This window comes from Photobacterium marinum (assembly GCF_000331515.1).
Lineage (GTDB): Bacteria > Pseudomonadota > Gammaproteobacteria > Enterobacterales > Vibrionaceae > Photobacterium > Photobacterium marinum.
Genome location: NZ_AMZO01000030.1, coordinates 1 through 25,221, shown reverse-complemented (window position 1 = coordinate 25,221; position 25,221 = coordinate 1). Strand labels below are relative to the sequence as shown.

26 protein-coding genes, 1 other RNA gene and 1 pseudogene are annotated in these 25,221 nt (G+C 43.6%); 14 read left to right on the top strand and 14 right to left on the bottom strand.

The window, feature by feature from the left end; translation table 11 throughout:
• The first annotated feature begins 64 nt into the window (after window positions 1–64).
• Together gshB and C942_RS18215 are read left to right on the top strand one after the other, a co-directional pair.
• On the top strand, window positions 65–1,093 hold the full coding sequence (gene gshB, locus C942_RS18220) for a glutathione synthase (RefSeq protein ID WP_007468481.1): 1,029 nt from the start codon (window positions 65–67) through the stop codon (window positions 1,091–1,093).
• Window positions 1,077–3,059, top strand: coding sequence for a flavohemoglobin expression-modulating QEGLA motif protein (locus C942_RS18215; protein ID WP_007468479.1), 1,983 nt, complete (start codon window positions 1,077–1,079; stop codon window positions 3,057–3,059). Before gshB ends, C942_RS18215 begins: the two co-directional genes overlap by 17 nt.
• A gap of 126 nt (window positions 3,060–3,185) precedes the next feature.
• Here the strand turns inward: C942_RS18215 and C942_RS18210 are convergent, their stop codons facing one another.
• Both C942_RS18210 and C942_RS18205 read right to left on the bottom strand, forming a co-directional pair.
• Window positions 3,186–3,698, bottom strand: a complete 513-nt coding sequence (locus C942_RS18210) for an aminoacyl-tRNA deacylase (RefSeq protein WP_232323384.1) — start codon at window positions 3,696–3,698, stop codon at window positions 3,186–3,188.
• A 126-nt stretch (window positions 3,699–3,824) separates the two neighbouring features.
• Window positions 3,825–4,319 carry an NlpC/P60 family protein gene (locus C942_RS18205; RefSeq protein ID WP_036801046.1) on the bottom strand — a complete coding sequence of 165 codons (495 nt, stop codon included), beginning with the start codon at window positions 4,317–4,319 and terminating at the stop codon, window positions 3,825–3,827.
• Between the two features lie 208 nt (window positions 4,320–4,527).
• Here C942_RS18205 and C942_RS18200 point away from each other — a divergent pair, with 208 nt between their 5' ends.
• Window positions 4,528–5,004 carry a GNAT family N-acetyltransferase gene (locus tag C942_RS18200; protein ID WP_007468473.1) on the top strand — a complete coding sequence of 159 codons (477 nt, stop codon included), beginning with the start codon at window positions 4,528–4,530 and terminating at the stop codon, window positions 5,002–5,004.
• A 294-nt stretch (window positions 5,005–5,298) separates the two neighbouring features.
• On the opposite strand, the gene C942_RS18195 is transcribed toward C942_RS18200, so the two are convergent.
• Complete coding sequence (locus C942_RS18195) at window positions 5,299–6,918, bottom strand: amidohydrolase (protein WP_007468472.1); 1,620 nt, start codon at window positions 6,916–6,918, stop codon at window positions 5,299–5,301.
• Between the two features lie 535 nt (window positions 6,919–7,453).
• Between C942_RS18195 and C942_RS18190 the strand changes: the two genes are divergently transcribed.
• The gene (locus C942_RS18190) at window positions 7,454–8,209 is read left to right on the top strand and encodes a 1-acylglycerol-3-phosphate O-acyltransferase (protein WP_007468471.1); all 756 of its coding nucleotides are present in this window, start codon (window positions 7,454–7,456) and stop codon (window positions 8,207–8,209) included.
• A gap of 111 nt (window positions 8,210–8,320) precedes the next feature.
• On the opposite strand, the gene C942_RS18185 is transcribed toward C942_RS18190, so the two are convergent.
• Entirely contained in the window at window positions 8,321–8,569 is a 249-nt protein-coding gene (locus C942_RS18185; protein WP_007468470.1) for a hypothetical protein, read from the bottom strand.
• 176 nt (window positions 8,570–8,745) lie between these two features.
• The gene (locus tag C942_RS18180; RefSeq protein WP_007468468.1) at window positions 8,746–9,099 is read right to left on the bottom strand and encodes a DUF2750 domain-containing protein; all 354 of its coding nucleotides are present in this window, start codon (window positions 9,097–9,099) and stop codon (window positions 8,746–8,748) included.
• A 231-nt stretch (window positions 9,100–9,330) separates the two neighbouring features.
• On the opposite strand from C942_RS18180, the gene C942_RS18175 reads away from it, so the two are divergent.
• From C942_RS18175 to C942_RS18155, 5 genes are all read left to right on the top strand, one after another.
• The gene (locus C942_RS18175; RefSeq protein WP_007468466.1) at window positions 9,331–9,927 is read left to right on the top strand and encodes a class I SAM-dependent methyltransferase; all 597 of its coding nucleotides are present in this window, start codon (window positions 9,331–9,333) and stop codon (window positions 9,925–9,927) included.
• A 155-nt stretch (window positions 9,928–10,082) separates the two neighbouring features.
• A complete protein-coding gene (gene rarD, locus C942_RS18170; RefSeq protein WP_036801043.1) occupies window positions 10,083–10,994 on the top strand; it encodes an EamA family transporter RarD in 912 nt (303 codons plus the stop codon).
• Window positions 10,995–11,084: 90 nt separating this feature from the next.
• A complete protein-coding gene (locus tag C942_RS18165; RefSeq protein ID WP_007468459.1) occupies window positions 11,085–11,432 on the top strand; it encodes a nucleotide pyrophosphohydrolase in 348 nt (115 codons plus the stop codon).
• Window positions 11,433–11,589: 157 nt separating this feature from the next.
• Window positions 11,590–11,997, top strand: a complete 408-nt coding sequence (locus C942_RS18160; protein ID WP_007468458.1) for a globin — start codon at window positions 11,590–11,592, stop codon at window positions 11,995–11,997.
• Between the two features lie 85 nt (window positions 11,998–12,082).
• Window positions 12,083–12,871: a ceramidase domain-containing protein gene (locus C942_RS18155; protein WP_007468456.1), complete on the top strand. Its 789-nt coding sequence runs from the start codon at window positions 12,083–12,085 to the stop codon at window positions 12,869–12,871.
• 116 nt (window positions 12,872–12,987) lie between these two features.
• Here C942_RS18155 and C942_RS18150 read toward each other — a convergent pair whose 3' ends face one another.
• Window positions 12,988–13,620, bottom strand: coding sequence for a porin family protein (locus tag C942_RS18150; protein ID WP_007468455.1), 633 nt, complete (start codon window positions 13,618–13,620; stop codon window positions 12,988–12,990).
• 393 nt (window positions 13,621–14,013) lie between these two features.
• On the opposite strand from C942_RS18150, the gene C942_RS18145 reads away from it, so the two are divergent.
• Window positions 14,014–14,910, top strand: coding sequence for a LysR family transcriptional regulator (locus C942_RS18145; RefSeq protein WP_007468453.1), 897 nt, complete (start codon window positions 14,014–14,016; stop codon window positions 14,908–14,910).
• A 65-nt stretch (window positions 14,911–14,975) separates the two neighbouring features.
• On the opposite strand, the gene C942_RS18140 is transcribed toward C942_RS18145, so the two are convergent.
• Window positions 14,976–15,428 carry an acyl-CoA thioesterase gene (locus C942_RS18140; protein ID WP_007468451.1) on the bottom strand — a complete coding sequence of 151 codons (453 nt, stop codon included), beginning with the start codon at window positions 15,426–15,428 and terminating at the stop codon, window positions 14,976–14,978.
• 415 nt (window positions 15,429–15,843) lie between these two features.
• Here C942_RS18140 and C942_RS18135 point away from each other — a divergent pair, with 415 nt between their 5' ends.
• The gene (locus tag C942_RS18135; protein WP_036801039.1) at window positions 15,844–16,893 is read left to right on the top strand and encodes a preprotein translocase subunit SecY; all 1,050 of its coding nucleotides are present in this window, start codon (window positions 15,844–15,846) and stop codon (window positions 16,891–16,893) included.
• 81 nt (window positions 16,894–16,974) lie between these two features.
• On the opposite strand, the gene hppD is transcribed toward C942_RS18135, so the two are convergent.
• Window positions 16,975–18,051, bottom strand: a complete 1,077-nt coding sequence (hppD, locus tag C942_RS18130; protein WP_007468447.1) for a 4-hydroxyphenylpyruvate dioxygenase — start codon at window positions 18,049–18,051, stop codon at window positions 16,975–16,977.
• Window positions 18,052–18,349: 298 nt separating this feature from the next.
• On the opposite strand from hppD, the gene C942_RS18125 reads away from it, so the two are divergent.
• Window positions 18,350–19,324, top strand: a complete 975-nt coding sequence (locus tag C942_RS18125; protein ID WP_007468445.1) for a CHAD domain-containing protein — start codon at window positions 18,350–18,352, stop codon at window positions 19,322–19,324.
• A 42-nt stretch (window positions 19,325–19,366) separates the two neighbouring features.
• Here the strand turns inward: C942_RS18125 and C942_RS18120 are convergent, their stop codons facing one another.
• A complete protein-coding gene (locus C942_RS18120) occupies window positions 19,367–19,849 on the bottom strand; it encodes a glutathione peroxidase (protein WP_007468444.1) in 483 nt (160 codons plus the stop codon).
• Window positions 19,850–20,382: 533 nt separating this feature from the next.
• On the opposite strand from C942_RS18120, the gene C942_RS18115 reads away from it, so the two are divergent.
• Window positions 20,383–21,276: a DUF7916 family protein gene (locus tag C942_RS18115; protein ID WP_007468443.1), complete on the top strand. Its 894-nt coding sequence runs from the start codon at window positions 20,383–20,385 to the stop codon at window positions 21,274–21,276.
• A 131-nt stretch (window positions 21,277–21,407) separates the two neighbouring features.
• Here C942_RS18115 and C942_RS18110 read toward each other — a convergent pair whose 3' ends face one another.
• On the bottom strand, window positions 21,408–21,647 hold the full coding sequence (locus tag C942_RS18110) for a nickel-binding protein (protein ID WP_007468442.1): 240 nt from the start codon (window positions 21,645–21,647) through the stop codon (window positions 21,408–21,410).
• A 284-nt stretch (window positions 21,648–21,931) separates the two neighbouring features.
• Between C942_RS18110 and C942_RS18105 the strand changes: the two genes are divergently transcribed.
• Window positions 21,932–22,510: a hypothetical protein gene (locus C942_RS18105; protein ID WP_007468441.1), complete on the top strand. Its 579-nt coding sequence runs from the start codon at window positions 21,932–21,934 to the stop codon at window positions 22,508–22,510.
• 325 nt (window positions 22,511–22,835) lie between these two features.
• Here the strand turns inward: C942_RS18105 and C942_RS18100 are convergent, their stop codons facing one another.
• From C942_RS18100 to C942_RS24805, 4 genes and pseudogenes are all read right to left on the bottom strand, one after another.
• Complete coding sequence (locus C942_RS18100) at window positions 22,836–23,606, bottom strand: lipid-binding SYLF domain-containing protein (protein ID WP_007468440.1); 771 nt, start codon at window positions 23,604–23,606, stop codon at window positions 22,836–22,838.
• A gap of 79 nt (window positions 23,607–23,685) precedes the next feature.
• On the bottom strand, window positions 23,686–24,219 hold the full coding sequence (gene mog / locus C942_RS18095; RefSeq protein ID WP_007468439.1) for a molybdopterin adenylyltransferase: 534 nt from the start codon (window positions 24,217–24,219) through the stop codon (window positions 23,686–23,688).
• A gap of 209 nt (window positions 24,220–24,428) precedes the next feature.
• Window positions 24,429–24,530: pseudogene (fabG, locus tag C942_RS25180) on the bottom strand (3-oxoacyl-ACP reductase); the annotation flags it as partial.
• 428 nt (window positions 24,531–24,958) lie between these two features.
• Window positions 24,959–25,088: non-coding RNA, RtT sRNA (locus C942_RS24805), on the bottom strand.
• Between the last annotated feature and the right edge of the window lie 133 nt (window positions 25,089–25,221).

Below are 25,221 nucleotides of genomic sequence, written 5' to 3'. Positions count from 1 at the left end.
ATTTGTGCGATGGCTTAGTTCTTTATTGCCTGTCATCAGCGACAGATAACTTGGTAAACCTGATATGAAAATTTGTTTTGTAATGTACCCGTGGGACAAAGTTGAACCAGAAACAGATTCAACGCTGCGCCTGATCCATGAAGCTGCCAGCCGTGGCCACACGGTGGCAATTACAACACCTAATAATCTAACTATGCGTCACAGTACGGCAATCGCCTTCTGCAAAGTTCTGAAACAGGGTGAAGTATCAAGCAATATCCCAAGTTTTTACCGTAAGGCAGAGTTCCGTAAGGCTCAGCTGCCGCTGGCTGGCTTTGATGTTATTTTCATGCGCGCTAACCCGCCGCTGGATACCATGGCGTTGAACTTCCTGGATTCCGTTCGTGATCATACCTTCATCATGAACGACATCGACGGTTTGCGTGTGGCTAATAACAAGCTTTACACAACGTCTTTGCCGGATCCGAATAACGAATTTATCCCAGTAACTCACGTATCTAAAAACCGTGAGTATCTGGAGCGTGTGCTGGACGAAAGTCCTAACAACCGCATGATCATAAAGCCACTGAATGGCTATGGCGGCAAAGGCGTAATCCTTGTTGAGAAGAGCGCGAAATCAAGCGTTAAGTCACTACTTGATTTCTATATCGGCGACGATAAGAACTACGTAATTCTGCAGGATTACATTGAAGGGGCCGAAGAAGGTGACGTTCGCATCATGATGCTGAACGGTGAACCTATCGGTGCTATGCGTCGGGTTCCGGCAGCTGGTGATGTTCGCTCGAATATTCATGCCGGCGGTAAAGAAGTGAAGCACACCTTAACAAAACAGGAACTGCGCCTGTGCAAGCACATCGGTCCGAAACTGGTTCGCGACGGCCTGTATTTTGTCGGTCTGGATGTCATTAAAGGCAAGCTGGTTGAAGTTAATGTACTTAGCCCGGGTGGTATTACCCGTATCAATCGCCTGAACCGAACAAAACTGCAGCGTAACGTACTGGATTTTGTAGAAAGCGTCGTGGTCGCCAAAGAAGTTAGCATCGCTCGCAAAAACGAATACCGCAAGGTGATTGCAGATGCTGCAACTTACTGAAGCCGAAGTGCTGGATAAAATCCGGCAGTGTATTCCGTTTGAAGCCCAGCTTAACGATGGTAGCCTGATAATTCGAATCAGTGAATATCAGCCTTATATTGCAACAGCAATCCATCATGGTCACCGCCTTCGCGGTGACCTGCTTCCTAAGTGTGCGTTGAGCGAAGAAGAGAGGTACTTCGAAGAAGACCCATTTACCGGCGACTTCATTTCGTCGCTACCGATTGTCTTGCAGGGTGAGGACTCTCGTTACGAATACGACCTGAACAGGCCACCGGCTAGTTGTATCTATGATGAAGCATGGGGACACAAAGTCTGGTCTGAAGATTTAACGGACGTTGAACGTAATGTGTCACAAGCAAAGCATGCTTGTTACTACCGTATCTTGGGTTGCCTTATCGCAACCCTTGAAGAGCGTTTCGGACTTTGCCTGTTGTATGACATCCACTCATACAACTATCGTCGCATCGAAAAAGACACGCCGGTATTTAACCTGGGGACGAAGCAAGTCAACGGCAGAAGATGGCATAAAGAACTGCAACAGTTAGTCAGCCGACTCAATGAAGTTGAGCTGCCAAATGTTGACGTTTCGGCAAAAGCGAATGATGTTTTCAAAGGCATGGGCTACCAGGCCACTTTCGTCAAAGAGAACTTTACTAACACCCTGATCATGCCGATTGAGGTGAAAAAGATCTACATGGACGAAAACCGTGGTGAGAACTTCCCGCTGGTAATCGAAAAACTGAAAGAAGCGATGAAAACCGTGCTCACAGAGCACGCAGCAGAAACCATAGTTCGAAGAACAAAGGTAAGACGAGTCACCGGCAGTGATGTGCTGGCCTCAAAACTACCACGAGAGGTTATCAAGCTGGATCGCCAGCTGTATTCAATTGCGAAAGGCATTAATACACTGAGCTATATCAACCCGATGAACCTCAAGCAGGAAAAGCGTCGTTTCTTCCTGAAGCCACACGAATATCAACCCCGGTTTACCTATCGGCAACTGGATATTGATCCGTACAAATTCAGGGAAAAGCTCTATCGCTTGCCGGTTGAGGATATTCGCGATGCTGATATCCAGAAAATGTACCGTAAGGTAATTGATCAGTTGGCTGTGCGAATTGATCTGCTGACCAGTATCGGCCATGAAGAGTTTCTTTATAACTCGCTACGCTATTACGGCCAGCCTGATGAGCAGGATATTGCCAACGCTAACTTTATCCTCCATGCAAGGGAGTATGAAGAGCCGGAGCCTGAACTCATCAGTGCTCAGGATGCGATTGCTGCTTTTCATGAAGCAGCAAAAAATTACGATATTCCCTGCAAGATTGTCGGCACACAAAAACTGATTGCCCGGGCGATGGTGAGCGGCCGCACGATTAAGATTAACTTGAACAGCCTGTTTTCACAGAAAGATCTGAATGCCCTGATCCATCATGAAATGGGCGTGCATCTGGTCACCAGTGTGAATGCAGATCAACAGCCACTGAAAGTGCTTAAACTCGGCCTGCCAGGCAATACACATACTCAGGAAGGGCTGGCAATTTTGTGTGAGCATCTTTCGGGCAGCTTCCCGCTGCACCGACTGAAGATACTGGCACTGCGTGTATTGGCTGTTGATTTCATGGTTCGCGGCGAAAGCTTCAGTGATACCTACAATCACCTGAAGTTTACTTATAACCTGTGCAAAGGTGAGGCATTCACAGTAACAGCCCGCGCTTTCCGGGGCGGTGGCTTTACCAAGGATTATCTGTACCTGAAGGGATTACGGGATGCGCTGGTTTATTACCGTCAGGAAGATCTGAGTTCACTGTTTGTCGGCAAAACCGGGTTTGAATTTAAACCCTTGCTTGATGAACTGATCACCAGGGATATTCTGCGTAAGCCTGTATTCATGCCGAAGGCGCTGATGAAACAAGCTGGAGATGATCCTATTATCGATTTCATGCTGAATTGCATAAAGTAAGCACTTACGATCAATGGAACAACTGACTCACAAGCTTTGAACAAACACCCGCAGGTTAATAAACTTGCGGGTGTTTTCTATCAGCTTTCATAAGCTTAACAACTCATCTTTCCGGCTTAGCTATTCCTATTCCCACTCCCACTGCCTGCCTTCATGCTCTTGTGAAAACATCATACGGTAGCCACTGATGTTTTTATGGGGGATATCCTGCATCACTTTATGGAACTGCTTGCTATCGAGGTGGATCAGATTTTCATGATCACCAGATTCTATATACAACTCATTCTGCTCAAGCAGAAGATCGTCCAGCAGCATATCAACCTGATAAGCCTGTCCCAACGACGGAACAGCACCCGGTTCACAGTCCTGAAATATATCTGACAGTTCATGTTCACTGATCAGGAAAAACTGTTTACCCATCATACGGCTGATTTTATCAATCATCACACGCCGATTAGATGGAACAACTGCCATCAGGTATTCACCATCCTGATCCTTGAGCATAACGGCTTTCGCAACTTGCGAAGTCGGAACATGTGCAGAGATAGCAGAGCTGAAAGATGTGTCGGTATGACGGTGTTTAGTAAGACTGAAATCCACATTATGACTGTTAAGGAATTGTCCTACTGTAATTGCCATGGCCATAATCACCTCCAGGGGAAGTTATTCCTACAGCAAAAGTATGGGAGGCGATAGCTGTTTTTGCGAGGTTATATGGCAACTTTTCAGAGTAAAATTGATCTGGCTATAGTATGAGTATTACGTCTATGCTCGCACGCGTCTCACTTGCCAAAAAGCGCTTCGCCAATACGGGTTATCGAGTCGGGAGATCATCACCCCGCGTGAAGTCGATGCATGAAGAAACGAAGCATTTCCTAAATAGATGCCGACATGCCTGACTTTTCGGCCTGTTTTGAAAAAGACTAAATCCCCTTCTCTTGCCTCACTCAATGGGATCCACTGACCCAACTTTGCCTGCTCTGCGGTTGTTCGCGGTAACATGATATTAAATACATCAGAGTAACCTACCTGAACAAAGGCGGAACAATCGATACCCTGCTTGCTGCTGCCTCCGAGCCGGTATGGCGTCCCTTTCCATGACGCATAAACATCCCCGAAAGCTCCGGTTGATACTGATGTTTTCTCATCCCCGCCACCAGCTGACATAGATTTAAAGGCATCGTCATGACTGTTAGACGCGCAACCAGAAAGCATCAACATAGATAAACAGAGCAGCCATGATAAACAGTGTTTACTCATTAATTTATTCTTGTTCCTCACATCTACATCCCTGATAAATCCGGATAAAACCAAACAAGCATTACGTATTATCTGCAACTCTGCTGGCAAACAAATTCAATTACAAATTTCAGCCCAGAAGAAAAAACTCCTCACTATGTGGCATGATATAAATCGCATTAAACTTAGATAAATTATGCAATCAACACAAGTCAGGGAAGATAACCAAATGCAAATATTTCCGCTCAGAGCATACATTAGCGATGATATCGGCACTATTGCCCAAATATACCAACAATCAGCAACAGAACTTGGAAGTCCTTATTACTCTGCTGAGCAAATCGAAATATGGGCCGGTTATCCGCAGAATAACCCTGATGAGTTCGAAGAATTACTTGGTCAGGGCCATACCTTGGTTGCGACAGACGACAAAAACAAGCCAGTTGCTTTTGGCCAGCTTCATCCGGAAAACCACCTGACATTACTTTATGTGCTGCCGAAGTTTTCACGTAAGGGAATAGGCAAACAAATTTGCGCCACTCTTGAAGCCATTGCCCGGAGCAAAGGACAGAAAAGCCTTAGTGTCACCGCCAGCAAGGTATCGAAAGGTCTTTTTGAGCAACTTGGTTTTGAACTGATCGAAGAGGAAATTTCACTACGAAACAACGTTGCTTTTGAGCGTTATAACATGGTCAAGCAACTCTAATACTTTGCGTTTCGCAATAACAAAAAAAGAGAGGCGAAGCCCTGCTCGCCTCTAAAACTCCACACAACAGAAGAGACTTCGCACAACGAGCTGCATTGACTAATGCCTGCTATTTGCTGTGTCAAAATCTAGTCTCTTTATCGCGCTTATAGTGACAAAATTCCAGCGATATTTGCATTTGTAGTCACAGATGGGATTGACTTCATATCTGAACTGAAATTAACGCATTTATCTTTAAATAATTATGGAGACACACAACCATTCTAAATTACATAACTATTCCCAATTGCACAGCTATGCACCTCGCTTATCTGACTCACTCTGATAAACGATTTCACCTTCCAGCATGGTCAGCGAAACATTAACCTGTGGTATCTGCTCAGGTTTAAGCTCCGTAATATCCTGATCAAGGATAACGAAATCCGCAGACTTACCGACATCAATACTTCCTGTAATCCCCTCAAGCCCTAAAGCTCGCGCAGGATTTATCGTGTATGCCGCAATAGCCATGTGAATGTCAGAAAACCCATGGCTTCCCATACTCAGGCTTTTGGCAATACCTTTCAGCGGTGAAAACTGCGAAGTCGCCCAACCGCTACTCAGGGTTACGTTAGCTCCGGCCACAGATAACGCCGGCATTAATGTGTCCTCCAGAGTGCGATTTTTTCTGCTCCTCTCTGAGAGCACCGTAGAGTCTGTGATATTACCAATTTGAAAATCAGCCGAGACATTGAGTGAAGCAAAACGAGGCACATCCTCACGGCTTATTACTCCCTGAGAATGAATGGAGAAAACCTGATCAATATCCTGAAGACGGACATCCTGAATCGCATTCAACGATGCTTTAACCGCTTCATCACCGGTCGCATTAATGTTGACTCCGAAACCAATTTTATCCAGCCTTTCTAGCCAGGCCGTCAGCTCTGAAGGAGAAATATAAAACACGCCATTGGTTTCTGATACTAACGTCGGTGACGAATACGGTTCTGATAATCTAGCTGTACCCGCGGTATAACTTCCATCAAGATTCACCTTGACCTGATTGATGATCAACCTCGAAGTTAAGTCCTGACGAGCAATCCCAGAGAAATAATCAAGCTGTTCTTTCATGGACAAATGGGGATAAAGCCACGGCCGAACCGTAACCCTGGCCGACAAATCGCCATTAGCCAATATAGTTTCCCAAACCCGATTCCAACCACGATGCCAGTAACTGCGAGCATCACCGAGTGTTGTGATCCCGTTTCGCGTCACATTTTTCAACCCATGAACCACATTCGGGTAATTAATATGACAAAGATCAGGATGTACAGCCCTGGCCCGACTGATCACTTTTTCACCGGCAGAACCCAATAAAACACCAGTGAGTGACGCTTTGTCAGCAGTTTTTATGATTCTGCCACCAGGTGGGTTAATGCTGTAGCGATTAAGCTGAGCCGTTTCCAACGCACGCGAGTTAACCCATACCATATCCGAGCTCAGATCGATCAGTACCACAGGCCGCTCAGGAAAGAACTTATCAAGCCACTGCTTAGGCATAAATGAAGGCTTATTCATCCGAGGTAACAATCTGGAAAAACCTATCACCCATGTTGATTCAGGTATCGCAGCGGCACATTTTGCCAGCACACCTGCCAGTTCAGAGTAATCATCCGTTGAAGGCAGCGGGCAACTACCTTCTACCGCGTAAGCCTCTTCAAATACATGGTTATTCAAATCAATAAAGCCAGGTAAAAGCGCTCGACCATCGATATCAATAACCTTTGTGGTCTGCGTTATTTTCCCCTTCACTTCATCATAATTACCAACAAAGCTAATCATGCCGTCAGTGACAGCAATCGAGTCCATTCCCTTCTTCTGATAGATATTGGCATTAATAATAACAGTATCAGCATGGCGGGAAAGCTTTGCCAAAGCAGGAGATGCCCCTAAATTACACACACATGCAAGAAGCAATAAAATCCATTTAATTTTACAAGTAATAACCATCCACTAAGCACTTTGTTTCTTATTGTTCTGGGTATCAGAACAAAACATCAGGCAGGGTTCAACAGTTACTATCCTGAAGATGCTATTTTTTTGATTTCTCTTTCTTTCTGACTACGATTAAGTCGAAACAAGGTCAATTCATGGACATTAAGCCCATAATGAAATAATGAACAAGCTCATCAACTAGCGTTTGAGTAAAATTCATTTCATAATAGTGAACAATCAGTTGCTTACTAACTGACTTGATTGTGATTTTTTGAAGATTAATATTATACCCAAGTGATCTCAGGATCGGATTCATAGAGTTCATTTGGGTATAAATGTACTGATTAGTACAGGCAATGAGTATCTTCAGCCAGACTTGTTGTGTTTATGAAAGTGACGATACAACGCCTCTGCTCTCTACTGTAAGGTATGCCTGTATACATCAGGTAGATGTACAAGTAACAAAGGAGTGACTGTGCTTTCTTTTATCCGCATGATTTTAGCGGCAATATTTATCATCATTACCACGATATTTGCTTTGGTTTACTGTCTTTTCAGCCCCCGGGACCCAAAGCACGTGCATTTTTTCTGCCAGTGGTTCAGAGTTCTGCGAAAAATTGTCGGCCTTGAAGTCATTGAACGAGGAACCGAAAAGGTAGCTGATGTCCAAAAAGGCGTTTACATTTCGAACCATCAAAATATTTTCGACTTTGTTACCTCGCCGGGTATGCTGCAACCACGTACAGTTTCTATCGGCAAAAAAAGCCTGTTGTGGGTACCCTTCTTTGGCCTTTTGTACTGGATCACGGGTAACATACTGATTGATCGTGAGAACAAAACCAAAGCCAGAAACACCATCAAGCAAGTGTCGGATGCAATTCATAAACGCAACCTATCAGTCTGGATGTACCCTGAAGGCACCCGAAGCAAAGGTCGAGGTTTACTGCCTTTCAAAACCGGTGCATTTCGCATGGCAATTGAAGCTGGTGTTCCTATCATCCCTATGTGTGTCAGTTCAACCCACAACAAAATTTCTCTAAGCAGTAAAGATAACGGCGTAGTTATTGCTGAAATGCTGGAACCGATTGATGTATCTCAGTACAGCATGGATGATGCACGAATGCTGGCAGATAAGTGCCATGCCATGATGGAAAACAAGATTGCCGAGCTGGATGCCGAAGTTGAACAACTTGAACTTGAACGCATTCCGGTGGAAGTCAAATCAAGCTGATCCGTTTGGACCAAGCGCAAAAAAGAGCATCTGAAGATGCTCTTTTTTATTTCATTAAAATCACGCCTGCGCCGTTACAACTTATTCTGGTATTCCTGACGAGTCTGATTGTTATCGCTCAGCAAAGCGGAACAAGCTGTCGATCTGAATTGGGCAATCCCCAACCTGATGAACAACATCTTCTGCCTGTTTCAGCGAGTCATAGCTACATGGAATTCCATAGCTGTCGGTAAGCGGGAAATCATTTCCTTCCGCATCTCTGAAATTGATACTCCAGCCTGCACTTAAAAAATCATGGACAAGACGAGCTTCAGTGAACGAGTGCTCTGCCATCATCTGGCGACATTCTGAAAGGACCATAACGCTACCCTCATGCTTGATGACTCACTGTAAATATAGCTGATAAAATTAACATCTATAAACTAAGGGTAATAACAATCTAGATAAGTACCTGTTAAAGCCAAACAAAAAGGCCGTATCATTATGATACGGCCTTCTCTCTTTACTATTCCTGTTTACAGGAAAGAACGACAAGCTTACAGATACTGCTTAGCCACATCAGAAGGTTCAAGCTCCTGACCTTCCAGCTGCGCGTTCCAATTCATGCCAACCAGAACACCATCTTCTGACAAAGTGATCATCCAGTCTTCCACGAACACATCCAGCGGGATCATTACTGCTTCAAACTCTTCCCACTCATCAACACAATGAAGTTTGGCATCCTCTTCATTTGACCAGAAAGGCATTACCTCTGAATTTTCGTACTCAGTAGAATCAACAGATAACCAGTCACCCTCTTCGTTGCACAGGCCCCATACCTTCAGGGTCTCTTTTGTTTCTGCAACAAACAGATCGCTGTTTGCCTGAATATCTGCGGTTAACTTAGTCATTGTATTCTCTCTTCATTTTTGCCAGATGGCATACACTCATTACAGAACCCGGTATCATTACCACCGCGTTTCTGTTGATAGGACAATAATAACAAAATTCGCTGTAATGGAGTGAGCTAATTTATTGGCTGGCAGGCAGTTATACCAAATTCGTCACCGTACTCTATATTCTAATAATTAACCGTTACGCTTTGAGGTTAATTCGATGATAGGGATTAAGAGGAACAGGGCATGGCAACAGTTGATTGGCTGAATTACCTGAGTAACCAGAAGACACTGGCACCCCGTGCGCACCTGATTGAGGCCCACCATGTTCTGTGTAATCTGACCCAAGAAAAAGTCGCCGTCGACTGTGGTTGTGGATCCGGGCGAGACACTATTTACTTACTTGAGAAAGATTATCAGGTTTTTGCCTTTGATAATGATATTAAGTGCCTTGAAATACTAACTGAACATCCCTTGGCTGCGGCAAGTCCGAAACTTGATGTTCAGTTATGCAGTTTTAGCGAATTTGAGTTTCCTCGAGCCCACCTGATCAATGCCAGCGCCTGCCTTTTCTTCTGCCCAAAAAGTGATTTTCCCAGGCTTTGGCTACAAATTGAAAACAGCCTGTACAGTGGCGGCATCTTCTGCGGTCACTTTATTAGCGCCGTTGATATCAATATAGATGAAGAGCTACCAGTACTCACTCATACCCGACATGAAATCGAGCAACTATTAAGTGCTTTTTATATTGTGTCATGGAAAGAAAAACAGGAGTTTTCTGCCCAGCTGACAGGAAAAAAACGTCCCTGGCTGGTTCACACCATTATTGCCATGAAGAAATAATTCCACCTCAGACATTGTTATTCCAATTAGTTATTACTGCTTATATTTCAGCAAGTTATTTGTCGCACAAATTGCTTTATCCCGAGATGGATAAATGACAAAATACCTGTCTGCTTCCTTCTGTCACCCTTGCTAATTTTTTGGATGGCCAACTTATGCAATCACATCGCGCTGGCAATGCCTTAGCGGCGTTTTCGTTCGTCTTATGGGGCATATTGCCTCTTTATTACCAGTTTTTACCGCAAGCAGATATAAACGAACTGCTTGCGTTACGAATTCTCTTCTCAGTACCGTTTATGCTGCTTGCTATGTGGCTGATACGGCGTCCACTTCCGACCATCAGAACAATTTTGGCGGATAAGCGCTCCTTGCTGATGTCAGCAATCGCAGGTTGCATCATGTGTGTATCCTGGTATGCATTTACCTGGGCTCTGACTCATGATCAGGTACTGGCAGCCAGCCTGGGCTTTTTTATTAACCCTCTGTTTGCAATAGCACTTGGTGTTATCTTCCTTAAGGAACATCTTTCAAAGGCCCAGGTAGCTGCGGTCGTTCTGGCCATTGCCGGTATTGGTTACCAAGTCTGGCATTATGGTGAACTTCCATGGATTTCACTGATTATGGGCAGCTTCTTTGCCCTTTACGGACTGAGTAAAAAATATATTCGCTATGATGCGCTAACATCTGTTACGGTTGAAGCCGCCGTGCTGGTTCCTTTTGCGCTGCTCTTCATGGCTTCACTATGGATAAAAGGTGACAGTGTCGCGCTGTCTGCAGATACGAATACATTGCTGTTATATATTGGTGCAGCTCCGGTAACACTGGCACCATTAATCTTCTTTGCACTGGCCTTGAACCGCACCAGCCTGACCATGGTTGGTCTGATGCAGTATATTGAACCTACTTTGCAGTTTTTGCTCGCTATCATGCTATTCGGCGAAGTATTTGATGAAGTAAAAGCAGTAAGCTTCGGCTTCATCTGGCTGGGGTTACTGCTTTGCACACTGGAAGCTTTACAGAGTACATTCCGCAAAAAGTTCAGCCCGGCCGAAAGCGCAACGCTGTGAGATTCTCACATAAAAAGCACCGTATGCACGGCGGTGCTTTTACATAATCAGCTCCAAGTCTTTGCACTCCGTATTTTATGAGAACCCGATATGTCTGATATTAAGCTCCTTCAACAACAGTTAGCTCAATTCGCTGCTGAGCGTAACTGGGATCAATTCCACACACCGAAGAATCTAGCAATGGCGTTGAATGGTGAAGTTGGCGAGCTTACCGAGATTTTCCAGTGGCTGACGCCAGAGCAGAGCGAACAGCTTCCTCACAACAAGAAAACTCATCTTGAAGAAGAAATAGCTGATGTGTTTATGTACCTGCTAAGACTGGCAGATCGTTGTGATGTCGATATTATCAAAGCCTGCGAAACCAAGCTGGAAAAGAACCGAAATAAATATCCAGTTGAGAAATGCTATGGCAGCGCAAAAAAATACAATGAGCTGTAAGTAAGCTGGTTCCCAAAGCAATACAAAACTGTTCAAAGTTCACACTTAAAATGCACACAGTTGCTTATGCGAAAATCAAGCGGATAATTACTTGTAGTGACTCTAAATTCCCTCAAGTTCACTAATTGTGAGTCAGAACAGCTCCGGAGAAAATGACATGAACTTTCATGAGACATTCAACGATAGCTACGCAAGATGTCAGAAAGATCCAAACTTTATCATCTTGTTTTATGAGTTGTTTATCGAGAAAGACGACCGCTTCAGGCTACTGTTTTCCAACGTCGATATGTCAAAGCAATACCGGATGCTGAAGGCTTCAATCTCAATGATAATGCTGGCATCTACATCCGCAGAAGCCAGGGATTACGTAAAAAAACTTGGTAAGCGCCATGGACCAGATGGTATCGGAGCTGAACCGCTCGATTTTGATATATGGCTTACCAGCCTGCTGGAAGCAGTAAAAATGTGTGACTACCAATATAACAGTGAAATTGAACAGGCATGGAGAAAATGTTTCAGTCTGGGTATCGCGATTATGAAGGAGGAATGCGCCGCAAAAAAATAGTTTCATCCAGTTCAAATCAGGTATCTACAGCAACCCACTACACTTTAATTACAGAATCGCTCACATGTAATTGAAGTTTAATGCAATGATAAAACTCCGACACCGTCACCGCTTGTGGCTGTTAATACTATCAGCCCTTATTCTCACCTTGCTTGCGGTTTTATTTTCCCCTATCCATCAGAGCCGGAACTTTTACGACTATGCAGATCAAAGAACGATCTTATCGATTCCTAACTTCTGGAATGTGATAACAAATTTGCCTTTTGCGCTTGTCGGTATCATTGCTCTCAGGAACGGCAAAAAGCCTGATACCCTAACCCTTGAGCCGACGATGCGCAATGCATACCTAACAATGTTCTGGGGGCTTATCGCAGTCTGTATCGGCTCAGGCTATTATCATCTAGTGCCAAATTCATTCAGTCTTATGATCGATCGTATTGCCCTAAGCATTGTATTTATGGCGCTTTACTGCATTGTACTGGCAGAATACATTTCACCGAGCCTAGGTAAGCGCCTGCTGTTGCCTCTCATCGTATACAGCACGCTTTCTGTTATTTACTGGTACATTACAGATGTCACAACAGGAAGAGGAGATATGTCGGCTTATGTTCTGGTTCAGGTTATTCCCATCATCCACCTTCCAATTATCATTGCTTTGTTCAAAGCTAAATTCAGTCACGGCAGATGCTACGTTTTCGCATTAGTTTCCTATGTTATATCTAAGTGGGCAGAGTCAAATGACGAACTGCTTTATGAACTGACCAACGGTTTCAGCGGCCACAGTTTTAAACATCTGTTCGCTGCTTTAGGCGGGTATTTTGTCTATTGGGGATTAAGAAAGCGTCGGGTATTAAAAAACTTCAGCTCGGTTTAAACCAGCAACTAAATATCACAATTACCGTTTTTCTTTTGGTTCACACTAATCCGCAATGAACTATAAAAAGGCTGTGATTAATCACAGCCTTTTCGTATAACTCATTTATGAATCAATCAGAAGCGGTAAGAAACGCTTAGGTAGACAGAATCCAGAGTAAAGTCATAAAGCTCAGTAACCATATAATCTGAGTAAAAACCGGGACGGATTTCTTTCTCCTCAGCAAAGAAGAAATCAGCTTCATAAGCAAGTCTTACACTTAGCGCATTCAATGCTGGTGGCATATATTCAAGACCAAAACCATAACGAAGACCTAGGTATTTATCTTCGCTCATTACTTTTTTAGATTCATTCAAATCAATCATTGATAAGCCCAAAACACCGAATGGACGTAAACCATTATTGAAGGTGTAACCCGCATTTGCGGCAAAAGACAACGCTTCTGGGGTCCAACTATGTACTGTGATTTTCTGATGATTCAGTACAGAAGTACCCTGAATATTAGCATCCCCGTAATTAGTATACTGAGCTTCCAAAGCAAGAGTTCGGTTAAGTTGATAACCGGCAATTAATTTGTACGTATTACCACTTTCCTCTACTTGATAAGAATCTTCAAAAAAATCATCTTTATCATCAAGGCTTGTTGAACCGACACCAGCACCGATATAAAAACCCTGTACACCTTTTGCGTGAGAAAACGAGGCTACACATAGGGTACTTAACACCGCTAATAATTTAATATATTTCATAATTTATTATCTTAAGTTTAATTATTCTACTTACACTTCAACCTGCAGCTTTTTGAGTCAAAACTAGCACATTAATAAATTCAAACAAGAAGGTCTCATTTATAAATAACTGAAACTAATAGTTCATGCTTTATTATTAAAGCCTGAACATATACCCTGGTGACATATTTATAATGTAATGGTAGTAACTATGATATGAACTGAAGCACAGCCAATATACCCTCGAATGTAAGCCTGACATGGAATTATTTGAATATTCTTTTAAGAATCAAATAAATAAAAGACAAACCAACAAGAGCTGCATATTAAAGTATTAATGTTTAATGAAGCCGTGAATAATAGTCATGTTATTATTGATAATATATATATCAATACACAAATCACTGTTACCTGATGAGCAACAATCTATCACTATCTGATATCAAAACCTTTGTCGCCATAGTTTCACAAGGCAATTTAACTAAAGCCGCCGAGCAACTAGGTTCTTCCCGTGCACATGTTTCCCGACAGCTTAGCCAGCTGGAAAAAGACATGGGTGTACAGTTGCTTACCCGGACAACACGCACTCAAAAACTAACTGAAGCTGGTGAAGTGTTTTATCAAACCTGCCACAATTCTTTACAAGCCATTGAAAAAGCAGCGGCTAATGTATTAGAAATGACGAATGCGATGACAGGTACAATTAACATTAACAGCCTTGGCGGTGTTTTTGGTGAGGACTATCTTGCAAAAGCCCTAGCTGAATTTTCTTTACAACATCCAAATATCCGTACAAACCTTTCGTTTGAAAGTCGGCATGTTAACCTGATTGATGAGCAGTATGATTTTGTCATTCGCGCTGGCGAACCTTCAGATTCACGGTTAGTTTGCCGCCCTCTAATGACAATGGAAATGGGATTGTTTGCCTCACCTGAATACTTGGAAAAATACGGAACGGTTGTACACCCTGATGAGCTGAGTCAACACAGGTGCCTTGCTGGCCCCATTGTGAAATGGCAGTTTCAAAACTCTCGTGGAGAACAAAAAGACATACTTATCCCCACAGTGATGAACTGTAATAACAGCCGGGTACTGCGCCAGTTTGCACTTGAAGGTTCGGGAATCACACGGTTGCCGTCTTTCTATTTAAAGCGCGATCTGGAGGAGAAAACCTTAGCTCCGGCCATCAAAGGCTGGTTTATCACCCCGATACCAGTCCATTTAATCTATAACAAACTTCACTACCAACCTGAACGGGTAAAAGTGTTGATCAACTTTCTTTGCGACTGGTTCAGCAAAAAAATAATTTAACGACAGCTCAGAATCAACGGCAGCTAAAGCAACACAACATTGCTTCGGCTGCCGCTTACGCTGAATCAGAATGTTTCCTGTTGTACCAACGTTCGAGACTCAATTCCCTGAATACTGTCGACCAATAACGGTGACATATTTGCTTTCTGTTTATTGTTGAAATCGTACATCACGACTTCTGCCGTCCCGGTTGTCACTACCGCTCCATGCTTCTTGCTGACCACTGCGTATTCCATAGTAAACCTGTCATCATGAAGTTCAGATACCCGACTGCCGATATATAAAGTGTCCGGGTAGGTCACCGGCAGCTTATAACGGCAGTTGGTTTCTCTCAGCACCGGGCCTATACCGGTTTTGTACATTTCATCCATCAATGCCACTTCGCGGAAGTAATCGATCCTGGCCGTTTCGAAATATCGGAAATAAACCACATTGTTAACATGTTGGAAGGCATCCATTTCTCCCCAGGCGACCGGAATTTCTGTAATGACCGGGTATTCTTTCAATAGTTCGTTCATTTGCACTCCTTGCAGTCAGTAATATTTTATTATCGCCGGCTCATACTTCCTGTCCGGAGATATAGTCAGATCAGATTATGGCAAACAGTAATAGAGCATTCGTTCTAACCTTATATTAGTGCTGGTAAAGTACCAAATTCATATGAATCAGTATGATTTTCCTTTAGCAATCACTAACCATTTGTAGCCCTGCTTATACGTGCAGCTAACACTAACTCCGTTCTGTTTGACTAACTTTTCTTCAGTTATGAAAGCGCAGTGTAAAAATCCGTCGTAAAAATACTGAATGCCTTTATTTATAAGGGATAACCGCATATTTTACGGTATCCTTAGCCACCTTTTTTTATTGCCCTGCGGCACAAACCGACGGGCTTAAATTATGAGCCAGCGTGCTCATAGCGAAAGAACAACATTTATGCTTTACAACGACAACCTACCCGTACGCTTCCCGAAAGGGACATTTGCGATGTTTACCGTGTACAGTTTTACCGGTGCATCCATTCTGGCTTCGATCATTTTCTCCCTGCTGCTATTCCTGTCGATCGATGAAAACCCGATGATGCAGGTACTCTTCGGCGGACTGGCCGTCATCTTCGAGCTAGGTAAGTTTTTTGCGTGGTATGAATTCGGTGAGCGCCGCGCACGCCGAAATTACACCGGTGCATTTTCGGCATTTGCTTTCTATGCGGTTTTGGCAGCTATCTCTATCGGTGGCTCTGTCGGTGGTATCAACAGTGCGACCAACAAGGCACAAAGCCACATTACTGTTCATCAGAGCAAAGTTAACAGCTACAACATGCAGATCGCAGCTATCGATAAACAGATAGAGCTTAATAATGTTGCTGCCGAGAAATATATTCAGATGGAACGAATCGCAACTGGCGTAACCCGCATCCAGAAAGAGAACGATAAACTTCGCCAGCAGCAACTAGAACTGGCAGCCGAGCGTGACAGCCTGCCAGTAGTCGGCCAGGGATCAGTGATCGGCCTGATTGACAGCCTGGCCAAATCGCTAAATATTCAGACTCAAACCGCACAGCTAGGGCTAGTCATTTTCCTTTCTGTACTGCTGGACTTTTTCGCCGCATTCTTTGTTGGCTTGATTGGTGAGGAAATCCGTTTCCGTAATCAGTTCCACCGCCTGAATCCAATCACCATTGATGCATTTAATGCCGAGCCTAAAGAGCCTGAATTACTGACAAACCATATGGGTGATTACGACGTAACGGACAGTAAATCGCCAGAGCTGGCCCCTCAAAAAGCAGAAGAGTCAAAAACACCATATGACATGGTGATTGAAGCACTAAGCAGCAATCAGGTTAACTGTACAAAACGTGCCGTCACCCGCTTTTTGAAAATAAGCAGTGAAGAAGTCGACGATATCTTCAAACAACTGCTAGAAAAAGGCATTGTCAGTAAAAAGCCCAACAATCACTACCAGTGGCACGGGGTAACTGAAAGCTGAGTTTCAACAAGGTTTAGAGTTTATAAAACTCACAGAAAGGTAATTTAGCCCACTTTACGGCCTAGCAAAGTGGGCTTTTCTCTACTTATCTTCCGTATCCAATACGCCCCGGCGGATCTGATCCAGTTCGATGGATTCAAACAACGCCTGGAAGTTACCTTCACCAAAGCCCTGATTACCCTTACGCTGAATGATTTCAAAGAACACCGGCCCGATAACGGTATCGGTAAATATCTGCAGCAAAATACCGGTTTCATCACCGTCTATCAGGATCTTTAACCCATTAAGCCTGGCCACATCCTCATTATGGCCGGGAAGACGTTTATCGACGTTTTCATAGTAGGTATCGGGTGTATCCATAAACGCCAGACCACCATCTTTGAGCTTTTGAACTGTGGCATAAATATCTTTGGTACTCAGCGCTATATGCTGTATACCTTCGCCATTGTATTGTTCCAGATACTCAGCGATCTGGGATTTATCATCGCTCGACTCATTTATCGGAATCCGTATTCTTCCACACGGAGAGGTCATGGCTCGTGACAGCAAACCAGTCATCTTACCTTTGATATCGAAGTGACGGATTTCCCTGAAATTGGCAATACGTTCATAAAAACCGGCCCAAACATCCATATTCCCGCGTTGCACGTTATGTGTCAGATGGTCGATCATTACCAGCCCGGCATCTAACTGCGCCATTCTGGCTTTATAGTCAGGGTAATAGTCAAAGTCGATTTCATAAATATCATGCTCACCATAACGGTCGACAAGATAAATCAGCGAGTCACCGATGCCATAAATTGCCGGTATATTAAGCTCCATCGGACCTGCCTGAGCCGCGCAGGCTGTCGCGCCCTGCTCTGTCGCATACTCCAGTGCCTTCGACGAGTCACGGACCCTAAACGCCATCGCATTCACACTGGCCCCATGCACTCCGGCAAAACCAGCAGCTTGCGAGTGAGCCTCACCATTTACGATAAAATTGATATCACCCTGACGGAACAACCACACCGCTTTGTGCTTGTGCTTTGCTACCTCAGCAAAGCCCATCAGGTGAAACAGGTTCTTCAGGTTTGCAATTCCTTCCGGTGTCGGCGCGGTGTATTCAACAAACTCAAAACCGTCAGTACCCAAGGGGTTTTCAATCTTTTTGCTCATCCTCATGATCCTCACTTTATTCCTCACCAAGCGTGATCACTTCAATCTTATTAATAGGATTAGCAGTTACACCGAAGGTTGATACATTAAGCCGGTAAAAACTGTTACTTGATTGTAAACGCTGCTCGTAAACTCCAATTGCCATCAAAATGAAAGGCAACTCACCAAGCCTTATTTTCCGTGCTGGCTAAACCGCTTTGTTCAAACTATTCAAATCTTTGCTACCGAGTTATCAGTTTCCGAAGCTTAATTACATACCTCTCAGTCTGCGACTAAGATTATTTGAAGAGGTGAAAAAATGAATGTAAATAAGCGCGATAAGCTCAAATTACCAAAACGAAAAAAGCCGGACGTATTATTAAAAGCCGATGCCGAAATTCATCAGCCCGTATTTCATTTCCTGAAAACCGAATTCAACCATGCCAGGCAACATGAAAAAGGCATCAATCGCGATGATGACATTGAATTTCTTCACCAGTACCGTGTTGCTCTGCGAAGGTGTCGGGCGCTGATCAGCCTGCTTAAATCACTGTTTAAAGCAGAACAAAAGCAAATGCTCAAAGTCGAACTCAAAACCATGATGCAGAAAAGCAACCACCTAAGGGATCTGGATGTGTTTCTGCTGAAGATGGAAGATTATTTCTCTGCTTTGGATCATCAGTATCACCAAGGACTTATCTGCTTCTTTGACGAATTACAGTACATGAGGCGAAACACGCACAAAGAGTTAAAACGATGGCTGAAAACAGAAAGTTACGAACAGCAATGCCAGCTTGTAAAAGGACTTATTGCTGAACTCGAATACTGTCCGACTTCCAAAGGACGCAGCAAAAGTAAAGACTTAGGGCGCGAAATGATCTGGCAGCACTTTGAGCAGGTTCTGACGCATTGTAATGAACTCACAATTAACAGTCCGGATGAATCTGTTCATGAACTCAGAATTTGCTGTAAAAAACTCCGTTATCTTTTAGAGTTCTTTACACCGATATTTCCGGCAAAAATCAATAAGGAGCAGATACAGCGTCTCAAACAACTTCAGGATCAACTCGGTGAGTTTAATGACTCATCAGTTCAGCAGTTATTTCTTGAAAACTACCTGAAGGGCAAAGAGCCATCATCAACAACCTTCGCTGCGATCACTCAGCTGAAAGCAATAGCCCAAAGTGAGCACCAGGCTGCAAAGCAGCATGTCATCACTCAGTTAACCCAATTCACCCATCCGGACAATATTGCGAGCTACAAAAAGCTTTACCTAGTCGAAAAAAAAGCCTGAACAAATCAGGCTTTTCACCGCGTTTACCTCAGAACAACTTATCTAAGCTTTCAATGCACGAGCAATATCCTGCTCAATAGACTCTGGCGCTTTGTTTGGCGCGTAGCGCTTAATCGGTTTGCCGTTACGACCAAGAAGGAACTTGGTAAAGTTCCATTTAATATTTTGGCCGAAAAGCCCTGGTAGAGCCTTTTTCAGATATTGGAACACTTCATGGCTGTCCGGGCCGTTGACATCCACCTTTTCAAACATTGGAAAATCAACGCCATAGTTGATCTGGCAGGCTTCCGCAATCTGCTGGTTCTCTCCCGGCTCCTGGCCTCCAAACTGGTTACAAGGGAATCCCAAAATAACCAATCCCTCATCTTTATATTTCGCGTAGAGTTCCTGCAGCCCTTTATACTGTGGAGTAAAACCACATTCACTGGCCGTATTAACCACCAAAACAACTTTTCCGGCAAAGTCACTCATTGCGATTTCCTCCCCGCGAATACTGTTCGCTGAGAGATCATAAAACGTTGTCATTACCTTTCTCCATATACGGAATAAAAACTTTTTCCGAAGCGCACACAGTGAATTTAGCAAATAGAATTAGAATGGTTATTCTATTTATGTCCTGAATCTGCTCTTCTTGTAGCCCTCATAACATATCTACATAGTTTGAGCTCAAAAAGATCATCAACATTGAGAAATAAGCTGTTAGCACAAAAGATGAGTATCAACTTGGATTTAACTCGCAAAAACTTATGAAAAAATAAGGATTCTGAATTTATACAACCACCATAGAATATTAAAAAATAGAACAGTGCTAGTATTCAGCCATCCTTATACCTCAGTTATCTCAAGTATGAAAACACCGTACTTTTCAAATTCATTTAATAGTTTCGCGAACTCGCCTATTCCTAAATAACTTGCCGATTATTTAGTTAAACCAAAGCCACCATAAAACCTTATTTCGACATAAATCAATAAGATAAACCGCAAGCAGTCGATGAAATTAAACTAAATTTCATTTCCACTACTTATTCAGTTCATATTAGATAAAGGAATTATTCAAAATGAAAAAACGCATTTTTGATCTTACCCGTCACGATATTGAAAATATGAAACGCTCGGACTTCATCGAATGTATCCGTCTGTCCGAAGGGCGGACACTGATGGTAGAAAACGTCGTCACCATGGCTCCGCCACTTGAACAGGTATCAGGCGCTGAAATTGCCGCCGCTTTTGGTGCTGACATGATAACCCTGAACTTCCTGGATCTTACAGATCCAAAAGTACGTATCAATGGCGGAGCCGAACAGGACTGCATTGAACCTTTAAGTATTCCTGAACTGAAAAAGCTTACTGGCCGAATCATTGGCTGCAACCTTGAACCTGTTCCGTCTGGTTTTACTGATATCAATGCGGGCCGTTCCCTGACAAAAAAAACAGTAGAAAAAGCAGTTGAGCTTGGCCTTAACTACATCATGTTAACTGGCAACCCGGGTATGATGGTTTCTCAGGAAACGATTCTGGACGCAATCGCTCTAACCCGTGAAGTATCGAAAGATATCCTGATCATTGCAGGGAAAATGCATGGCGCCGGTGTCGGTAACGACTATAACCTGGATATCATTCCTCAGTTTGCCAAAGTCGGCGCTGACATTATGATGTTCCCAGCTCCTTACACCACTCCAGGAATGAATCCAACGCTAGCATCAACCATCATGAATACTGTTCATGAAGCAGGCATGCTAGGTCTGCTGGCAATTGGTACATCTCAAGAAGGGGCCTCTGAGAGTTATATCGAAAAGGTTGCTGTGGAAGCGAAAGGGGCCGGAGCCGATATCGTTCATATCGGCGACAGTGGATACGGAGGCATCGCAATTCCGGAGAACATCATGCGAATGGGGATAACTATCCGAGGCAGACGTCACCAGTTCAAGCGCATGGCTAACCGCCGAGTGTAATTTATTACCTTAATTGCTTATACCGGTGATACATGTTGAGAAAAGACAATAAACCAGTGCCAGTATTCACTCAATAATATGCCAGGCAAACAGAGAGGCATGTACAGCCTCTCTATTTTCTATGAGTCTCATTATCCACGAGTTGATTGCACCTCACAGACCCATTCACACTTGATCCCAGCCTTTTCATGATGTTTATGAATCGCTTCAGCATTAGGAGCTTCCAATACACAATAAATTTTGTTGTCCTTCTCGCTGAACAGGATGTCGTGGTGGGTAACACCGAACTCATCTGGAGGAGCATTCTGTAACTTTTTCAGCTCATCCGCAGTGAATGGTTCCATAGGATGGGTATCAATGAACTTAGGCATGATTGTCACCTCCTTCCGCCCGAGTAATACAGTATTAGCGAGCGCCTCACGGCGAAAAAATCAAGGAGCTCGATTCAAACCTCCCGTAACGTTAGTTCGCCATTAGAACAACTATAGAAAGGATAAGTTGTATAAGCGAGTACGAGATGTTCAAGAGTCCTTGGTCGTAAACAACCTATTTTAAGAAACCTTTATATAATAAAGAAAAAAGCTCATCGCTGTTTCACAAGCATCTTAAGTTGACTTGGGTATAATGGCGCAAAATTTATAGATTATATGAAATAATGACTAACTTACTCAAAGAACTGGAAATAATGGGGCTTGACTCTCTGAGCTTCACTGAACAGGAATCCACGCTGCTGGAGCAGTTTATCGAACACAGCTCTACGTTCTTTGAGCATGTTTGTCAGCAGAAACCGGACAAGCCACACCATGATATGGCTCTGGGCTTACTGACCAAGGCTCATGAAGAAGCATTCAACAACTATCTGGCGACGCAACCAAAAATTGCTGAACTCAAGACTATGTTTACCGATAGTGTCGGCACCGAGCATGCAGGTAAGTTCTCAACGCTCAATCAGGCCGAACTTGTTGTTATCTCATCACTTTGGTTTATGGTTCAAGGTTATACCGGCATTGACTTCAGTTATGCCAATGACAAAGCAGCAGAAACAGCGAACCTGCTAACCGAAAATCAAGCAGAGGTAGAACACGAAGAAAATATGAATGACAGTGAACATTACCGTTCATTGTTCATGAAGGCCTATTATGCTGGCATTGAAGCTTATCGTCAGAACCATCGTGACACCTCCGTTTTGTTAACAATTAAAAATCAGCTAAAACGCTTATTTAAAAGGAGTTAAACCAAACTTCGGCACCATATTCCTTCTGGTTTTCTGAGTAAAGCAATTATTGGGCACTGCATGATTAAAGGTACAGAAAGACTAAACCAGAAAAAAACACACTAATCGATGAAATTTTTTTCATCGATTAAGTTTTTACCACAAAAGGCATTTAACATAACAACATACAATCTTTACAAAACCGATCGTTGAGCATTTTTTGTTCGAGCGATAAACTGCTCATGCTTTAAACAAATATGTTGTTCCTTATACTTTATTCCACGCCTATCACTATTTGATAGGCGTATTTTTTTGTATTGAGTATAAGTGAGGGCAAACAGAGTGATTACTGAGTCAGATCCTCATCAACCCAGTATTTTGAACCGGAAATATTGGCGTCGAGCAGTAAACCTTTCTCACCGATCTGATAAATTGCCATCCCACCATTATACTTTGCGGTTAGCTCTGCACTTTCTGTTCCGGCGACTGCACCGGCTTCTGACGTTGCTTCCCAGCCATCTTTAACGAAACTATCGAACGTTTTCTTATCTTCAAAAAAGATCAACTGCTGGTAGAACTTACCTCCGAGTCCAAGTGCCAAACCTGCGCCAAACATTTTCATGTATGTGCGCTTTCCTGTTTTACGGTCGACCGCGACACCCGCGCCCTGATTAGTATGAAGCATCAGAGAAAATTTACGTGAATCGAACACAGCGTAACCATAAGCAGTATCAAACAATAACTTTGCAGACGGCTCTTCATTAAACAAACGAACAAGCGCTGTATCTGACATGGTATCCAGCGCCAAGCGCGCTTCTTCAGGGGTTTCCGGTTCCAGCATTTCATTTAGCTTGGCTTCACCGGCTTCCAGCCACTCCTTGCCCTTTTCTATCGAGGCATCAGTCCATTCACCTGCGGTATTAAATGCATCTTCACCCCACTCAGAAACCGAATCCCAGGTCTCTTTAGAAAAATCAGTAACATCCTCCCAAGCTTTTTTTGAGCCCTCACTAACCTTTTGGCCAAGATCTGACGCCGCTTTCTTAATCTCTTCCCAACTGGCATGAGCCGGAGCCACCGCAAGGCATAACGCGACTACAATTAGCTTCAACTTCATTGTCTACTCTCCATATAAAACCGGCAACTTATCAGTTGCCGGTTTTCAGTCTAATTTTGCGTCCTTAAAGCTATGTCCGTTATTTTTTCTTCGGACGGAAAGGCTTCATAACGTCTTCATTACACTCAAGGTACGGACCTTCCATCAGATCGATACAATAAGGTATAGCAGGGAAAACAGCATCCAGGCATTCGCGGATAGACTTAGGCTTACCCGGAAGGTTTACAATCAGACTGTCACCACGAAGACCAGCAGTCTGACGAGACAAAATGGCCGTCGGAACAAATTTTAGCGACTCTGCACGCATCAGTTCACCGAAACCAGGCATCATGCGATCACATACGGCTTCTGTAGCTTCTGGGGTTACATCGCGTTTTGCCGGACCTGTACCGCCGGTTGTTACGATCAGGCTGCAGTCCAGTTCATCAGCCATTTTTATCAACGTGGCTTCGATAACATCCTGCTCATCAGGGATCACTTCATAAACCGGTTCCCACTCAGAGGTAAGGTAATCATTCAGAGTTTCAATGATTGCCTTACCAGAAATATCGTCGTACACACCAGCGCTCGCACGGTCGCTTACCGTAACAATACCGATTTTTGCTTTTGTCATTTGTTATCCCTCAGGCTCAAACCTTGCTTCTTCATTATTGCCGACCAGCGAACATGCGCCAGCCAGCTATTCAAACAAATAAAATGCAAGTTTAAGGAATAACAGTGAGCGGATAAACCTCAGGAGTGAAAAAACGTGGAAATAAAGAGAGTTAGTTTACCTCTGGTGACAATATCAGCGTAATGCCACCAAAGATAACTCAGGTTAAATCAGACCCCATTAACAGATATCACCTGACACGTCACATATCCGGCGATATCTGACATCAAGTAGCTCACCTGCCCAGCGACTTCCTGCGGTTCTCCCATGCGTATCGCGAGCTCCTTCACCAACACTCTAGTCGCATCGAAAATAACCAGTTCAACTCCACAGTTCATGAAGTTGGACAGAATGCTTCAGCACCAGCCAGTGATTCTCAACAGGCAGATACAACCGTCGTCGACGGCCAGTCAATTGTCAGTGATAGTATTGCCATCATTGAAAAACTGTCCATGGTTCTCAACAATACAACTGAAGCCATGAATCAGCATCGCCACCATTGAGATGAAATTCCCTGAATGTTGTTGACATCATTCAGGGAATTTCAGAACAGACCAATCTGCTCGCTATGAACGCAGCCACATCTGAGCTCGCTAACCTTGCTGAATCTATGCAGCAAGAAATTGAGCGCTATAAGATGGGTAATTGAGATTATTGCTACAAAGAAAAAGCCCCGACATTTCTGCCAGGGCTTAAAATGTGGCGGAGAGATAGGGATTTACTGCGCCCTTCGGGCCGTTGCTTTAAAACGCCTTCGGCTAGCAACGTTGTCTCGCTGCGCTCGGCTGAACCCTTTCTAGGATTCTGCACCCTATCTCTACAATATAAAATTCAGATATAAAAAAACCGCTGATAATTCAGCGGTTTTCTTGAATGTGGCGGAGAGATAGGGATTTGAACCCTAGATACGCTACAAACGTATGCCGGTTTTCAAGACCGGTGCTTTCAACCACTCAGCCATCT

Excerpts from the sequence above, each read along its gene's own strand:
- gshB (WP_007468481.1), top strand. The coding sequence starts at position 65 with ATGAAAATTTGTTTTGTAATGTACCCGTGGGACAAAGTTGAACCAGAA.
- C942_RS18175 (WP_007468466.1), top strand. The coding sequence starts at position 9,331 with ATGGCAACAGTTGATTGGCTGAATTACCTGAGTAACCAGAAGACACTG.
- C942_RS18140 (WP_007468451.1), bottom strand. The coding sequence starts at position 15,428 with ATGAACGAACTATTGAAAGAATACCCGGTCATTACAGAAATTCCGGTC.
- C942_RS18115 (WP_007468443.1), top strand. The coding sequence starts at position 20,383 with ATGAAAAAACGCATTTTTGATCTTACCCGTCACGATATTGAAAATATG.
- C942_RS18110 (WP_007468442.1), bottom strand. The coding sequence starts at position 21,647 with ATGCCTAAGTTCATTGATACCCATCCTATGGAACCATTCACTGCGGAT.
- C942_RS18165 (WP_007468459.1), top strand. The coding sequence starts at position 11,085 with ATGTCTGATATTAAGCTCCTTCAACAACAGTTAGCTCAATTCGCTGCT.
- C942_RS18215 (WP_007468479.1), top strand. The coding sequence starts at position 1,077 with ATGCTGCAACTTACTGAAGCCGAAGTGCTGGATAAAATCCGGCAGTGT.
- C942_RS18210 (WP_232323384.1), bottom strand. The coding sequence starts at position 3,698 with ATGGCAATTACAGTAGGACAATTCCTTAACAGTCATAATGTGGATTTC.
- C942_RS18180 (WP_007468468.1), bottom strand. The coding sequence starts at position 9,099 with ATGACTAAGTTAACCGCAGATATTCAGGCAAACAGCGATCTGTTTGTT.
- mog (WP_007468439.1), bottom strand. The coding sequence starts at position 24,219 with ATGACAAAAGCAAAAATCGGTATTGTTACGGTAAGCGACCGTGCGAGC.
- C942_RS18160 (WP_007468458.1), top strand. The coding sequence starts at position 11,590 with ATGAACTTTCATGAGACATTCAACGATAGCTACGCAAGATGTCAGAAA.
- C942_RS18200 (WP_007468473.1), top strand. The coding sequence starts at position 4,528 with ATGCAAATATTTCCGCTCAGAGCATACATTAGCGATGATATCGGCACT.
- C942_RS18185 (WP_007468470.1), bottom strand. The coding sequence starts at position 8,569 with ATGGTCCTTTCAGAATGTCGCCAGATGATGGCAGAGCACTCGTTCACT.
- C942_RS18100 (WP_007468440.1), bottom strand. The coding sequence starts at position 23,606 with ATGAAGTTGAAGCTAATTGTAGTCGCGTTATGCCTTGCGGTGGCTCCG.
- C942_RS18205 (WP_036801046.1), bottom strand. The coding sequence starts at position 4,319 with ATGAGTAAACACTGTTTATCATGGCTGCTCTGTTTATCTATGTTGATG.
- C942_RS18105 (WP_007468441.1), top strand. The coding sequence starts at position 21,932 with ATGACTAACTTACTCAAAGAACTGGAAATAATGGGGCTTGACTCTCTG.
- C942_RS18125 (WP_007468445.1), top strand. The coding sequence starts at position 18,350 with ATGAATGTAAATAAGCGCGATAAGCTCAAATTACCAAAACGAAAAAAG.
- rarD (WP_036801043.1), top strand. The coding sequence starts at position 10,083 with ATGCAATCACATCGCGCTGGCAATGCCTTAGCGGCGTTTTCGTTCGTC.
- C942_RS18135 (WP_036801039.1), top strand. The coding sequence starts at position 15,844 with ATGCTTTACAACGACAACCTACCCGTACGCTTCCCGAAAGGGACATTT.
- C942_RS18155 (WP_007468456.1), top strand. The coding sequence starts at position 12,083 with ATGATAAAACTCCGACACCGTCACCGCTTGTGGCTGTTAATACTATCA.
- C942_RS18120 (WP_007468444.1), bottom strand. The coding sequence starts at position 19,849 with ATGACAACGTTTTATGATCTCTCAGCGAACAGTATTCGCGGGGAGGAA.
- C942_RS18145 (WP_007468453.1), top strand. The coding sequence starts at position 14,014 with ATGAGCAACAATCTATCACTATCTGATATCAAAACCTTTGTCGCCATA.
- hppD (WP_007468447.1), bottom strand. The coding sequence starts at position 18,051 with ATGAGCAAAAAGATTGAAAACCCCTTGGGTACTGACGGTTTTGAGTTT.
- C942_RS18150 (WP_007468455.1), bottom strand. The coding sequence starts at position 13,620 with ATGAAATATATTAAATTATTAGCGGTGTTAAGTACCCTATGTGTAGCC.